Here is a 12,697-nt window from a genome sequence, read left to right on the forward strand (position 1 = left end):
GCATTTTATTACTTAATGGGCTGACATTCTCTCCCACAGAGAGGGAGCTGATAGCCTCTGCTCTGTTGGAAGCGTGGAGGTAATCTCAGCAACCTGCACTTTATTGCTTAATAGGCTGACACTCTTCGGCAGACACCTTTTTTTCGACCGCAAAAGGATCGATGCCGCGCAGTTGCAGGCGGCGGAAGCGGATAATGTTGAAACCGTTCATCAGCAGGAAACTGCCTTCAATCAGCGAACCCCCGATCGAACCAAGCCAGATGTTGTGGGTAACCCAGCAGGCCGTTGAACACCACATTACACAGCGGGTGGTTAAACCCCGGGTGCGGAACAACGCCCAGGTGCTGACGGTCGTACCGCAGATCGGGAGTATTTCGATCCAGTGGTGAAAACGGGATAAACCGATGATGAGCGTGAGGGAGATAAAGATCCACATCACCCATAGGCTGCGAGTCTTCATCGAGACCAGGTTGCGGCAGGCGCTGAGCAGTGCGCTACTCCCTGCAGCATTCGCCCCCATCAGGAGAAAGTGGATGCCGATAATCAGGCTGTAACCCGACAGTTGCAGTTTGAAACGCTGGTCATCGCGATTAAAAAAGCTGGTGATACCAACCAAAAAAGCCAGCACGCCAACGGACTGCGCAAACCAATAAAACGTCATTAGGGAGATCCTGGGGCGGAAGTAGCAAGGCGTTTAAAACAAAACGCCGTTTTATGCTACTCCCGCTGGCTAGGCTTTACAACGTGACACCGCTTTTAAAGATCGCCAACTCGCGGAAATCATTCACTTCATTACGCGCCGGAGCGCCATCGGCAATGCCCACGATCAGATCGACAAACTGCTCCAGCATCTGCGCCATCGGCAAGCCATGGATCAGGCGGCCTGCATCAAAATCGATCCAATGCGGTTTCTTCGCCGCCAGCTCCGAGTTGGTCGCCAGTTTTACCGTTGGCACAAAGCCACCATAAGGCGTCCCCCGCCCGGTGCTGAACAGCACCATATGGCACCCTGCTCCCGCCAGCGCGCTGGTAGCGACCGCATCATTGCCCGGCGCACTCAGCAGGTTCAGCCCCGGCAGACGCAGGCGCTCACCGTATTTCAACACGTCCACCACCTGGCTCTGCCCGGCTTTTTGGGTACATCCCAAAGATTTCTCTTCTAACGTGGTGATGCCCCCAGCCTTGTTGCCTGGTGAAGGGTTCTCGTAAATCGGTTGGTTGTGGGCAATAAAATACTGTTTGAAGTCGTTGACCATGCTGACAGTTTTTTCAAAGGTGTCTTCATCGCGGCAGCGGCTCATCAGAATGCGCTCGGCACCAAACATTTCTGGCACTTCGGTCAGTACCGTGGTGCCGCCGTTGGCAATCACATAATCCGAGAAGCAGCCCAATAACGGGTTGGCCGTGATCCCCGATAAACCGTCCGATCCCCCGCATTCCAGGCCAAACTTCAGCTCGCTGAGCTTGCCCGGCTGGCGGCGATCGTCGCGCATAATCTGGTATAGCGCATGCAAATGTGCCAATCCGTCGGCAACTTCATCATCCTGTTGCTGGCAAACCATAAAGCGCACGCGCTGCTCATCATATTCACCCAGCGTAGTGCGGAAGGCATCCACCTGGTTGTTCTCACAGCCCAGGCCAATCACCAGAACCGCACCAGCATTGGGGTGACGCACCATATTTTGCAGCATGGTGCGTGTATTTTCATGATCCTGGCCGAGCTGCGAGCAGCCGAAGGGGTGGCTAAAAAGATGTACGCCGTCGATCCCCTCTGCTTCCCGGGTTTCCTTCAAAAAACGTTGCAGGATCTGACGGGCGATGCCGTTCACACAGCCCACGGTCGGGATGATCCACAGTTCGTTGCGGATCCCTACATCACCGTTGCTGCGGCGGTAAATCTGTACCTCACGATCTGCCGCCTGCGCCAGTAAGGTCTGGAACTCCGGTTGATACTGATAGCTGTCGAGATCGCTCAGGTTGGTTTTGGCATTTTGCGAATGAATATGTTCGCCCGCAGCGATGGCCACCAGCGCATGCCCGATCGGCAAGCCGTACTTGACGATCATCTCACCGGCAGCGATCGGCTCAAGAGCAAACTTGTGCCCCCGAGCAACGTCTTGCGCCAGTGCGATCGCCTGCCCTTCCCAGACAGGCTGGTCACCAGCCGCCAAATCACACAGTGCGACCGCCACATTATCTTTTGCATGGATCTTTATGATGCTTTGCATAAACCAACCTCGAGCTAGAACTACGCTAATTCGATAGCGAAATAGTGTTTGGCATTGTCGAAGCAGATGTTTTTCACCATCTCACCCAGCAACGCAATGTCCGCCGGTGCTTCGCCATCTTCCACCCAGCGGCCAATCATCTGGCACAGGATGCGGCGGAAGTATTCGTGACGCGTGTAGGAAAGGAAGCTGCGGCTGTCGGTCAGCATGCCCACAAAGCGGCTAAGTAGCCCAAGCTGTGCCAACTGCGTCATCTGGCGCTGCATGCCGTCTTTCTGATCGTTAAACCACCAGCCTGAACCAAACTGGATCTTGCCCGGCGTACCTTCACCCTGGAAGTTGCCGACCATGGTGCCGATCACTTCGTTATCCCGTGGGTTCAGGCAGTAAAGAATGGTCTTCGGCAGCGCCCCCTGCTTGGCTTGAGCATCCAGCAGGCGGGACAGTGATTCGGCTACCGGCTGATCGTTAATGGAATCGAAGCCAATGTCCGGGCCGATAGTCTTGAACATCCGGCTATTGTTATTACGCAGCGCGCCGATGTGGTATTGCTGCACCCATTCGCGGCGCTGATATTCAGCAGCCAGGAACAGCAGGACGGCGGTCTTGAACTGGGCAATCTGCTGCTGCGTTGGCAGCTCTCCGCTGAGGCGCTGAGCCAGGATCTTGTCTAACGTGGCCTCATCGGCCTCTCCGTACATCACCACGTCTAACGCGTGATCGGAAACTTTACAACCGTGAGCGGCAAAGTGATCCAGGCGTTTTTTCAGCGCATCGCACAAATCGCTGAAGCGGCTGATGGACGTGTCTGCGGCGGCTTCCAGCTGTTGCATATAGTCATTAAACCCAGCGGCTTCAATATTGAAGGCCTTGTCTGGGCGCCAGCTTGGCAATACTTTGATATCGAAGCTACTGTCGGCGGCGATGGCTTGATGGTGGCGCAGATCGTCGATCGGATCGTCGGTGGTGCCCACCATTTTGACCTTCATCTGTTTCATGATGCCGCGAGCGCTGAAAGCCTCCTGCGACAGCAGTTCATTGCCGCGCTGCCAGATTTCATCTGCGGTAGTCGGGGAGAGCAGCTTGCCGGTGATGCCAAACGGACGGCGCAGTTCCAGGTGCGTCCAGTGATACAGGGGGTTGCCAATGGTATGCGGCACCGTTGCCGCCCAGGCATCAAATTTTTCCCGGTCAGAGGCATCGCCGGTACACAGGCGTTCAGCCACGCCGTTGGTGCGCATCGCGCGCCACTTATAGTGATCGCCCTTCAGCCAGATATCGTACATGTTTTTAAAACGAGTGTTTTCGGCAATCTGTTGCGGTGGCAGATGGCAGTGATAGTCGAAAATAGGCTGATCTGCTGCATAGTCGTGATACAGGCGGCGGGCAAATTCACTGTCTAACAAGAAATCATCGCTCAAAAACGTGGCCATATGGGTTCCTCACCTTTTTCCTGGCTAGCCTTGCTGTCAACTTTTGGAAAGTTATCACACCAATTCATCGTGGAGTCTAGCTAAATTTCACCTTGGTTAACCCATCATTACGGCTTCCAAGCGCCTATCCAGACGACTCCCATTAAACCAATGCCTTATGATGACCAGCATTATCACTTAAAAAAATAATGGTTTTTGTGATATCACTCAACTTTTAAATCTGTATGACAAGTTATCTTCTCGCCACCCTGCTACTGGTTTATAACCACGGTTCAATGGCAACGCGCAGGACGGCGTCGGTAAGCGGAATACCGGCAACCAGATGAAAAGGAATCACCACCATGACCGCCACAGGCTTGCCGGTGGCCGAAATTTTTAGACTGGGAGAGATTTGGGATGCGTAAAATTAAAGGCTTACGCTGGTATATGATCGGCCTGGTGACTATCGGCACCGTGCTCGGTTATCTGACCCGCAATGCGATGTCCGTCGCAGCCCCCTCGCTGGAAGGTTCACTGGGGATCACGACCCAACAGTATTCCTATATTGTTGCCGCCTATTCAGCCTGCTATACCCTGATGCAGCCCGTTGCAGGCTATATCCTCGACGTGCTCGGCACTAAAATCGGCTATGCGATGTTTGCCATCCTGTGGGCCATCTTCTGTATGGGCACCGCGCTGGCCAACAGCTGGGTCGGTCTGGCTATGGCCCGTGGTGCGGTCGGTATGGCCGAAGCGGCGATGATCCCTGCCGGGTTGAAAGCCAGTAGCGAATGGTTCCCGGCCAAAGAGCGCTCCATCGCGGTGGGTTACTTTAACGTCGGATCCTCGGTGGGCGCGATGCTCGCTCCCCCTTTGGTGGTCTGGGCGATTGTGGCGCACAGCTGGGAAATGGCGTTTATCATTACCGGTGTCCTGAGCCTGATCTGGGCCATCTGCTGGCTGATCTTCTATAAGCACCCGAAAGACCAGAAGAAACTCAGTTCCGAAGAACGCAGCTACATTCTGGATGGTCAGGAAGCGCACCACCAGACCAGCAATGCCAAGAAGATGTCCGCCTGGCAGATCCTGCGTAACCGCCAGTTCTGGGGCATCGCGCTGCCGCGTTTCCTGGCTGAACCCGCCTGGGGGACCTTCAACGCCTGGATCCCGCTATTCATGTTCAAGGCTTACGGCTTTAACCTGAAAGAAATTGCCATGTTCGCCTGGATGCCAATGCTGTTCGCCGATTTCGGCTGCATCCTGGGTGGCTATCTGCCGCCATTCTTCCAAAAACATTTCGGCGTCAACCTGATCGTCTCACGCAAACTGGTGGTCACCCTGGGCGCCGTGTTGATGATTGGCCCAGGCATGATCGGCTTGTTCACCAGCCCTTATGTCGCCATTGCCTTACTGTGCATCGGGGGCTTTGCCCACCAGGCACTGTCCGGTGCGCTGATCACCCTGTCGTCGGACGTCTTTGGTCGCAACGAAGTCGCTACCGCCAATGGGCTGACCGGGATGGCCGCCTGGACGGCGAGCACCATGTTCGCTCTGGTGGTCGGCGCATTGGCTGACACCATGGGCTTCAGCCCGCTGTTCGCCGCCCTGTCGGTGTTCGATATCCTGGCCGCCATCGTGATCTGGACCGTGCTGCAAAACAAGCCGGTTTCCGAACTGGAACAGGAACGATTACAAACGGCAGATGCCAGCAGCTAACCCCCACAGCCCGGCCTTTGTGCCGGGTTTTTCGCATCTGACTCGCTAGCAGCTACAACGGATAAGTGGTATAACAGGTCCTATGGCATCACGCCCTTCTACCACCGAGTATTCACTATGGAATTCACTGAAACCAGACGCCTTTATCAGCAATTGGCCGCCGAGCTAAAACGGCGCATTGAGGGCGGGGTCTACCCGGTCGGTGAGAAACTGCCAGCCGAGCGTTATATCGCAGAAGAGATGAACGTTAGCCGCACCGTGGTGCGTGAGGCGATCATCATGCTGGAAGTGGAAGGTTACGTCGAAGTGCGCAAAGGCTCGGGCATCCATGTGATCTCCAACCAGCAGAAGCACCTGGTGGTTCCGGGCGAAAGCCTCGAATTCGCTACCTCTGGGCCTTTTGAACTGCTACAGGCGCGCCAGTTGATCGAAAGTAACATCGCCGAGTTCGCCGCCACCCAGGTGACCAAACAGGATATCGTCCAACTGATGGAGATCCAGGAGCAGGCGCGCAAAGAGGATCGCTTCCGCGATTCGCAATGGGATCTCAAATTCCACGTTCAGGTCGCACTGGCGACCCAGAATACCGCCATGGCCACCATAGTGGAAAAAATGTGGGCTCAGCGTGTCAGCAACCCTTACTGGATCAAACTGCACGAACATATCGATGAGCGCTCCATTGCCAGCTGGTGCGACGATCACGATGAGATCCTTAAAGCGCTGATACGTAAAGATCCTCACGGTGCCAAACTGGCCATGTGGCAACATCTGGAAAACACCAAGCAGATGCTGTTCAATGCCACCACCGACGATTTCGAATACAACGCCGATCGCTACCTGTTTGCCGAGAATCCGGTGATCCATTTGGATAACATGGCCACCACCACCAAATAGGGTTTTGGCGTCAAGAAATCGCACCGAATGTCAGGTATTGTAAAAACGGCTGAATCGATCCCGGTACAGCCGCCCACTGCGCGATATTTCCCCAGCGACCACGTAGATTTCCCTGTTGCCAATCGTGCTATTTTGGTAGAGTTAGCCCACTTTTTTATCGACTGACTTTGGGGTGGAACGCGAATACATGCGCTGGTTGTTTGCCATGCTTATTGCTCTTTCCTGCTGGACCGGTTCGGTCTCCGGCCCAAAGCTCTATGCAGCACAAACCGCAGCCTTAGCCTCCGCGTTAAGTGCTCAGGCATTATTTGATGAGCATGTGGTTTCCCCCTACGATCAGGATTACCGTCCGCACAGTGAACTCCGCCGCAAGCCCCTCAGCAAACTACTGCTGTCTTTGCCCCGGATGCATTCCTACCCCAGCTCGTTGCAGGCCCCGACCCAGTCGGTTCCGACCTATACTTTAGCAACAGATCTGGGCTACCGCCTGAGGCCTCAGCGGCAGGCAGATAACCCAGCCCCTAACCGGTTGCGGCAGGTCAATTGGACGCTGAACTTCCCGCAGCAGCAAAGCAGGCTCGGGGGTTGGAAAGAAAGCAACATACTTTACCGTGGCTCGCTAACGTATCACTCATGATCCGGTGTCGCCTCAAAAGAACCAAAGAATAAAGCAACACCGTTCATCATCTTCAGCAGCCAGGGCCCTCCGCGAGCTTACCGCCCCCCAGCCGCTGAACGAAAATAACAATGACGTTTTTAGGAACACCGGATGGATATCATTAAGCAACTGTTGGATGCCTTATGGCAGCAAGACTTTGAAACGCTGGCCAACCCCTCGTTGGTCTGGACGCTGTACGTCTTGCTGTTTATGATTTTATTTCTGGAAAATGGCCTGCTGCCCGCCGCCTTCCTGCCGGGTGATAGCCTGCTGATCCTGGTCGGCGTCCTGGTCGCCAAAGGCACCATGAATTTCCCGGTGACCATTCTTATCCTGACCACCGCAGCCAGCCTGGGGTGCTGGGTTAGCTACATACAAGGCCGATGGCTAGGCAATACGCCTACGGTACAGGGTTGGCTAGCCCATCTACCGGCCCACTATCATCAACGTGCCCACCAGTTGTTCCACCGCCATGGCCTGTCGGCCCTGCTGGTTGGCCGTTTCCTGGCTTTCGTCCGTACGCTGTTGCCTACCATTGCCGGGTTGTCCGGTTTGAGCAACGCACGCTTCCAGTTCTTTAACTGGATGAGCGGCTTACTGTGGGTTCTGATCCTGGTATCGGTCGGTTTTGCCCTCGGGAAAACCCCGATGTTCCGCAAGTATGAAGACCAGTTGATGTTCGGCCTGATGATGCTGCCACTGGTGCTACTGGTCGCCGGGCTGGTCGGTTCGCTAGTGGTACTGTGGCGCAAAAAGCGCGCCGACCGTGCAGGCAAAGACGCGTGATAGCCAAACGCCCACGCTGGCAATACGCGCTGATGCTTTTATTACCATTGCTGGCATTGGCCGCCGTGCTGGCGCCTTACATCTTGCGTACGGAAAACGAACTGCGTATTCACGTGGTTCAGCAGGGCTTATCGTTGCCAGATGGTTTTTACGTCTATCAGCGCCTGGATGAACGCGGTATCCGCATCAAGAGCATTACGCCGGAGGGCGATGGCCTGGTGATCCGCCTGGATTCCCCTGAACAGCAGTTGCTGGCCCGTGAAGCCCTGGAAAACATCCTGCCCCCCGGTTATTCCATTGCCCTGAACGAGTCTCCTATCCCCAGCCGCTGGGTGCGTAAATTTGCACGTGCGCCACTTAATCTGGGATAATCCCTTTCTCATTTAAGGGATTATCTTGGCTGTCGTTACATCCGGCTAATCGGGCGCAGCATGCAGCGCCCCTACATTTGGGGTTCTACGCAATTTGTGACTATGCTGATTGTCTGCATGGGTCAGCCGCGTAGGCCACCTGTCGTACTGCCCCTTGGGCAGCAGGAAACCGGGAGCAACCTTGTTATCTCCCAGCATTAAGGAATTGAAATCATGAAATTACGCCACACATTGTTACTGGCCATCCCCCTGTTCACTTTTTCTGCGCTTTCACAGGCAGCGGTCGAGACTTGTGCCAGCAAAGCCCAGGAGATCCAGACCCAGATCGATTATGCCACTAAGCACGGCAACAGCCACCGCGTGGCAGGCCTGCAGAAAGCCTTGAGCGAAGTACAGACCCACTGCACCGAGGCCGGTTTACAAGCCGATCGCCAGAAGAAGATTGCTGATAAGCAGGAGAAAGTGGCCGAGCGTGAGCAGGAGCTGAAAGAGGCTCAGGAAACCGGCAAGGCAGATAAAATCGCCAACAAGCAGAGAAAGCTGGCAGAAGCCCAGGCAGAGCTGAAAGCCGCGCAGGCCGAATAATTTTTTATATTAGCGGATTTATCGCTAAGAGCCCCATCTGGCGGGATTTTACCAATCAATAATGACATTGGTTAGTGATATCCACCGGGGATAAGCCCTTTGCTTAAGTGAATAAATCCGCTATGTTAAAAGTCTGTCGAAGTTAATGTTAAGGAGTTATCGAAATGGCACATGATTCACATGCAGAAAATTTACGCGCTGAACTGAAGTCCCTGGCCGATACGCTGGAAGAAGTGCTGAACTCTTCCACCGATAAACCTAAAGCTGAACTGGACAAACTGCGCTCCAAAGCAGAAGGTGCACTGAAAGAAACACGTGCCCGTCTGAGCGATGCCAGTGACAAACTGGCCCACCAGACCAAGCAGATGGCTGGCCAGGCTGATGATTACGTGCGTGAAAACCCGTGGACCGGTATCGGTATCGGCGCCGCGGTTGGCGTGGTGTTAGGCGTTCTGCTCGCGCGCCGCTGATTATGGCAGAGCAGCCGCAAACGCGCGCTCAGGGCCCCGGTAAAGGGGTCCTGGATATCGCCCAACGGATTGTCACCATTATGGTCGGCATGGTGGAAACCCGGGTGCGTCTGGCCGTTATCGAGCTAGAAGAGGAGAAAGCCAACCTCATCCAGTTGCTGATGATGGCGGGGCTTACCCTGCTGTTTACCGCCTTCGGCCTGATGAGCCTGTTAATCCTCATCTTTTGGGCTATCGACCCCGCTTATCGCCTGATGGCGTTGGGTACGACTACCGCCGTTCTGCTGTTCCTGGCCGTTGTGGGGCTTGTCTGGACGCTATCCAAGGCTCGCCGTTCGACACTGTTAGGGGCAACACGTCAGCAATTGGAACTCGACCGTGCTGAACTGGAGGAGAAACATGAATCGCCGCCAGTACCGTGAACGCAGAAAAGAGCAACTCATCCGGCAGATCCAGCAACAACGTCTGGATCTGGCCGCCAACAAAAGTCAGTGGCTGCAAAAGACCGAATCCTTTGATCGCAGCTGGCAGACCCTATATGGTCTGCGTAAATATATGGCTATTGGCTCCAGTGTGATTGCGCTGTACGGCATCCGCCATCCTAGCAAGTTGATCCGCTGGTCACGGCGGGCGCTCAGCGTCTGGGGCACCGTTCGCCTGATCCGTAACGCCCTTCCTAAAAAATAACGGCGCTGCCACAGGTTCAATTATCCCGTTGGTAATCCTTCCCCTCTGCGTGGTTTCTATCCAAAAATCCAACGTAACATGCTAACGCATTGATTTAAAAATTCTTTTATCTCATGGCAGATATTCAGATTTTTTGAAAAATTACGACAGTTTTACTTGCTAACAACCCGCAGCGTTCCCGTCTAACATTCACTCCATCAACCGGACATGGTGGCTACAGACCCCCTGGCGGTACCAATGCCAAGATTGGCAAGCAACAACACTTTTTGGAGTTAATGATGAAAAAATTAGAAGATACAGGTTTGCTGGTTGCTCGTATTCTGATGCCAATCCTGTTTATCGTTGCAGGTTACGGCAAAATGGGTGATGCCTATGCCGGCACCCAACAATACATGCAGTCGATGGGCGTACCTGGCTTCTTGCTGCCACTGACCATCCTGCTGGAGTTCGGCGGTGGCCTGGCGATCCTGTTCGGCTTCCTGACCCGTACCGTGGCGCTGTTCACTGCCGGTTTCACCATCCTGACCGCGCTGCTGTTCCACACCAACTTTGCCGAAGGCGTGAACCAGCTGATGTTTATGAAAAACCTGACCATTGCCGGTGGCTTCATCGTGCTGGCGGTTGCAGGCCCTGGCGGCTTCAGCATTGACCGCATTTTGAACAAAAAATGGTAAACTTATAATATCGCCAAAAGGCTCGGCTCTTCATGCCGGGCCTTTTGACTTTAACTCTCGGATATTTTGGAGGATCTCATGGGACAACTCGTTGATGGCGTTTGGCAAGACACCTGGTATGACACCAAATCCACCGGGGGCCGTTTCAAGCGTTCAACCTCTCAGTTTCGCAATTGGGTCACCCCAGATGGCGCTGCGGGAGAGCATGGCAAAGCGGGTTTTAAAGCCGAGCAAGATCGCTACCATCTGTATGTTTCCCTGGCTTGCCCTTGGGCACACCGTACCCTGCTGATGCGCAAGCTGAAGGGGCTGGAGCAAACCATCCCGGTTTCCGTGGTGCATCCGCTGATGTTGGAAAACGGCTGGACCTTCGGCCAGGATTTCCCGGCAGCAACCGGCGATGCGCTGTATCACTCCGATTTTCTTTACCAGCTCTATCTACGGGCCGATCCGCAGTACAGCGGCCGCGTTACCGTGCCAGTGCTGTGGGATAAACAGCAACAGACCATCGTCAGCAATGAGTCTGCCGATATCATCCGCATGTTCAACAGCGCTTTCGACGCCGTCGGCGCACGGGCTGGAGATTACTACCCGGCAGAACTGCGTGAAAAGATCGATTCGCTCAACGGCTGGATTTACGACTCGGTAAACAACGGAGTGTACAAGGCCGGTTTTGCTACCAGCCAGGATGCCTATGACGAAGCGGTAAACGGCGTGTTTGCCTCTTTGGAGCGGCTGGAGCAGATCCTCGGCCAGCACCGTTATCTGACCGGTGATCGACTCACCGAGGCCGATCTGCGCCTGTGGACCACGCTGATCCGTTTCGATGCGGTCTACGTCACTCATTTCAAATGTGACCAGCGCCGCATCAGCGACTATCTCAACCTGTACGGCTTCCTGCGCGATATCTACCAGATGCCGGGGATTGCCGAAACGGTCGATATGGCGCATATCCGCAACCACTATTATCGCAGCCATGCCACCATCAACCCGCACGGGATCATTTCGATCGGCCCCGCGCAGGATCTGGATGAACCCCACGGGCGCGATGTGCGCTTTGGTTGATAGGTTGGGCGAGAAAATAGCGTGCTGTCTGTTATTCCGTCGTCGCAATTCCCCCCTCACCCCAGCCCTCTCCCCAAAAAGGAGAGGGAGCTGCCCGGAGTGCGTAATTAGCCCGTACAACTTCGGAAAATAGGGAGTAGGCAAGATAAAACGCTGAGCAATTAGCGAACTCGATCGGTCCCCTAACCCCCTGAGAGGGTTAGGGTGAGGGGCCTTACACTATGCGAAAGTGCGAAGAAGTTACTGATTCTCCTCGCGTGCAAACAGGCGCGGGATCTCACGCAGGAACCAGGATTTAGCCTCGCCCATGCTGTCGCGCCGCCAGGCCATGATAATGTCCGCCTCACGGCTATATTCCGGCCCCACCACGCGTAAACGCCCCTGCTCGATATCCTTCTCCACCATCTGATATGGCATGGTGGCAACCCCCAGCCCGGCCAGCAAGGCGCGGCGCTTATCTTCGATGGTGCTCACCGTCAGGCGCTGCTGTTTATCCAGCAATTGCACCGTCAGCACTGGCCGCTCCCGCGCGGTATCTGCAACCGCAATACCGCGGTATTTCACCCGCGTCAGCTCCGACAGCGGCTCCGGCTCCAGGTGGATTGGATGTTCCGGTGCAGCAACGTACACGCTCATCACCTTATACAGCTTGCGAGTGTTGATTTCAGAAGAGGCGCGAAAGTGCATATCCGGCGCAATAACGATATCGGCCCGCCCTTGCTCCAGCCGCTCCCATGCCCCGGCCAACACTTCGGTAAAGATCGAAACCTGGGTATTGGCCTTCAGCGCCAGCTTATCAACCAAAGGGAACAGCTTGTAGGCAGGGGATAGCGCTTCACTGACGATGGTGAGATGAGTTTCCCACCCCCGCGCCAATGCCTCTGCATCGGTAGTCAGCTTGTCCGCCGCCTCGAGCAATACACGGCCACGCTCAAGCAGCATGCGCCCAACATTAGTAAATTTGGTGCGATGCCCGGATCGGTCAAACAGCACCACATCCAGTTCTTCTTCCAATTTTTGCATGGTGTAGCTGAGCGCCGAAGGCACTCGCCCCAGCTCATCGGCAGCAGCGGCAAAGCTGCCACGGCGGTCGATCGCATCCATAACCCTAAGCGCTTCAAGCGTTAACGCCCGATCTCTGGCCATCGAAA

15 protein-coding genes are annotated in these 12,697 nt (G+C 54.9%); 11 read left to right on the forward strand and 4 right to left on the reverse strand.

Translation table 11 applies throughout. The features are described from left to right. Positions 1 to 100: 100 nt before the first annotated feature. The 3 genes from D9980_RS16910 to uxaC form a co-directional block, all read right to left on the reverse strand. Positions 101 to 661, reverse strand: coding sequence for a YgjV family protein (locus D9980_RS16910; RefSeq protein ID WP_121607915.1), 561 nt, complete (start codon positions 659 to 661; stop codon positions 101 to 103). A 76-nt stretch (positions 662 to 737) separates the two neighbouring features. Next, the gene (locus tag D9980_RS16915; RefSeq protein ID WP_121607916.1) at positions 738 to 2,228 is read right to left on the reverse strand and encodes a UxaA family hydrolase; all 1,491 of its coding nucleotides are present in this window, start codon (positions 2,226 to 2,228) and stop codon (positions 738 to 740) included. A 20-nt stretch (positions 2,229 to 2,248) separates the two neighbouring features. Next, a complete protein-coding gene (gene uxaC / locus D9980_RS16920) occupies positions 2,249 to 3,661 on the reverse strand; it encodes a glucuronate isomerase (protein ID WP_121607917.1) in 1,413 nt (470 codons plus the stop codon). Between the two features lie 396 nt (positions 3,662 to 4,057). Between uxaC and D9980_RS16925 the strand changes: the two genes are divergently transcribed. The 11 genes from D9980_RS16925 (at position 4,058) to D9980_RS16975 (ending at position 11,546) form a co-directional block, all read left to right on the forward strand. Then, a complete protein-coding gene (locus tag D9980_RS16925) occupies positions 4,058 to 5,356 on the forward strand; it encodes an MFS transporter (RefSeq protein WP_121607918.1) in 1,299 nt (432 codons plus the stop codon). A gap of 117 nt (positions 5,357 to 5,473) precedes the next feature. Next, the gene (gene exuR, locus D9980_RS16930; protein WP_024483091.1) at positions 5,474 to 6,250 is read left to right on the forward strand and encodes a transcriptional regulator ExuR; all 777 of its coding nucleotides are present in this window, start codon (positions 5,474 to 5,476) and stop codon (positions 6,248 to 6,250) included. A 187-nt stretch (positions 6,251 to 6,437) separates the two neighbouring features. Then, positions 6,438 to 6,887, forward strand: coding sequence for a hypothetical protein (locus D9980_RS16935; protein ID WP_121607919.1), 450 nt, complete (start codon positions 6,438 to 6,440; stop codon positions 6,885 to 6,887). Between the two features lie 132 nt (positions 6,888 to 7,019). Beyond that, positions 7,020 to 7,694 carry a DedA family protein gene (locus tag D9980_RS16940; protein ID WP_021180653.1) on the forward strand — a complete coding sequence of 225 codons (675 nt, stop codon included), beginning with the start codon at positions 7,020 to 7,022 and terminating at the stop codon, positions 7,692 to 7,694. Continuing rightward, positions 7,694 to 8,065, forward strand: coding sequence for an EnvZ/OmpR regulon moderator MzrA (gene mzrA, locus D9980_RS16945; protein ID WP_121609042.1), 372 nt, complete (start codon positions 7,694 to 7,696; stop codon positions 8,063 to 8,065). Before D9980_RS16940 ends, mzrA begins: the two co-directional genes overlap by 1 nt. A gap of 213 nt (positions 8,066 to 8,278) precedes the next feature. Continuing rightward, on the forward strand, positions 8,279 to 8,650 hold the full coding sequence (locus D9980_RS16950; RefSeq protein ID WP_024483094.1) for a DUF1090 domain-containing protein: 372 nt from the start codon (positions 8,279 to 8,281) through the stop codon (positions 8,648 to 8,650). 164 nt (positions 8,651 to 8,814) lie between these two features. Then, positions 8,815 to 9,120 carry a YqjD family protein gene (locus D9980_RS16955; RefSeq protein ID WP_024483095.1) on the forward strand — a complete coding sequence of 102 codons (306 nt, stop codon included), beginning with the start codon at positions 8,815 to 8,817 and terminating at the stop codon, positions 9,118 to 9,120. Positions 9,121 to 9,122: 2 nt separating this feature from the next. Next, positions 9,123 to 9,542 carry a phage holin family protein gene (locus tag D9980_RS16960; RefSeq protein WP_021180657.1) on the forward strand — a complete coding sequence of 140 codons (420 nt, stop codon included), beginning with the start codon at positions 9,123 to 9,125 and terminating at the stop codon, positions 9,540 to 9,542. Next, entirely contained in the window at positions 9,520 to 9,807 is a 288-nt protein-coding gene (locus tag D9980_RS16965) for a YqjK-like family protein (RefSeq protein WP_024483096.1), read from the forward strand. The genes D9980_RS16960 and D9980_RS16965 overlap by 23 nt, the downstream gene beginning before the upstream one ends. 278 nt (positions 9,808 to 10,085) lie before the next feature. Continuing rightward, positions 10,086 to 10,481, forward strand: coding sequence for a DoxX family protein (locus D9980_RS16970; protein WP_099062123.1), 396 nt, complete (start codon positions 10,086 to 10,088; stop codon positions 10,479 to 10,481). Positions 10,482 to 10,559: 78 nt separating this feature from the next. Then, entirely contained in the window at positions 10,560 to 11,546 is a 987-nt protein-coding gene (locus D9980_RS16975) for a glutathione S-transferase family protein (protein ID WP_121607920.1), read from the forward strand. A gap of 240 nt (positions 11,547 to 11,786) precedes the next feature. Here the strand turns inward: D9980_RS16975 and D9980_RS16980 are convergent, their stop codons facing one another. Further along, complete coding sequence (locus tag D9980_RS16980) at positions 11,787 to 12,692, reverse strand: LysR family transcriptional regulator (protein ID WP_021180661.1); 906 nt, start codon at positions 12,690 to 12,692, stop codon at positions 11,787 to 11,789. Between the last annotated feature and the right edge of the window lie 5 nt (positions 12,693 to 12,697).

The organism is Serratia sp. 3ACOL1 (genome assembly GCF_003668775.1).
Lineage (GTDB): Bacteria > Pseudomonadota > Gammaproteobacteria > Enterobacterales > Enterobacteriaceae > Chania > Chania fonticola.

Excerpts from the sequence above, each read along its gene's own strand:
- D9980_RS16910 (WP_121607915.1), bottom strand. The coding sequence starts at position 661 with ATGACGTTTTATTGGTTTGCGCAGTCCGTTGGCGTGCTGGCTTTTTTG.
- D9980_RS16915 (WP_121607916.1), bottom strand. The coding sequence starts at position 2,228 with ATGCAAAGCATCATAAAGATCCATGCAAAAGATAATGTGGCGGTCGCA.
- uxaC (WP_121607917.1), bottom strand. The coding sequence starts at position 3,661 with ATGGCCACGTTTTTGAGCGATGATTTCTTGTTAGACAGTGAATTTGCC.
- D9980_RS16925 (WP_121607918.1), top strand. The coding sequence starts at position 4,058 with ATGCGTAAAATTAAAGGCTTACGCTGGTATATGATCGGCCTGGTGACT.
- exuR (WP_024483091.1), top strand. The coding sequence starts at position 5,474 with ATGGAATTCACTGAAACCAGACGCCTTTATCAGCAATTGGCCGCCGAG.
- D9980_RS16935 (WP_121607919.1), top strand. The coding sequence starts at position 6,438 with ATGCGCTGGTTGTTTGCCATGCTTATTGCTCTTTCCTGCTGGACCGGT.
- D9980_RS16940 (WP_021180653.1), top strand. The coding sequence starts at position 7,020 with ATGGATATCATTAAGCAACTGTTGGATGCCTTATGGCAGCAAGACTTT.
- D9980_RS16950 (WP_024483094.1), top strand. The coding sequence starts at position 8,279 with ATGAAATTACGCCACACATTGTTACTGGCCATCCCCCTGTTCACTTTT.
- D9980_RS16955 (WP_024483095.1), top strand. The coding sequence starts at position 8,815 with ATGGCACATGATTCACATGCAGAAAATTTACGCGCTGAACTGAAGTCC.
- D9980_RS16960 (WP_021180657.1), top strand. The coding sequence starts at position 9,123 with ATGGCAGAGCAGCCGCAAACGCGCGCTCAGGGCCCCGGTAAAGGGGTC.
- D9980_RS16965 (WP_024483096.1), top strand. The coding sequence starts at position 9,520 with ATGAATCGCCGCCAGTACCGTGAACGCAGAAAAGAGCAACTCATCCGG.
- D9980_RS16970 (WP_099062123.1), top strand. The coding sequence starts at position 10,086 with ATGAAAAAATTAGAAGATACAGGTTTGCTGGTTGCTCGTATTCTGATG.
- D9980_RS16975 (WP_121607920.1), top strand. The coding sequence starts at position 10,560 with ATGGGACAACTCGTTGATGGCGTTTGGCAAGACACCTGGTATGACACC.
- D9980_RS16980 (WP_021180661.1), bottom strand. The coding sequence starts at position 12,692 with ATGGCCAGAGATCGGGCGTTAACGCTTGAAGCGCTTAGGGTTATGGAT.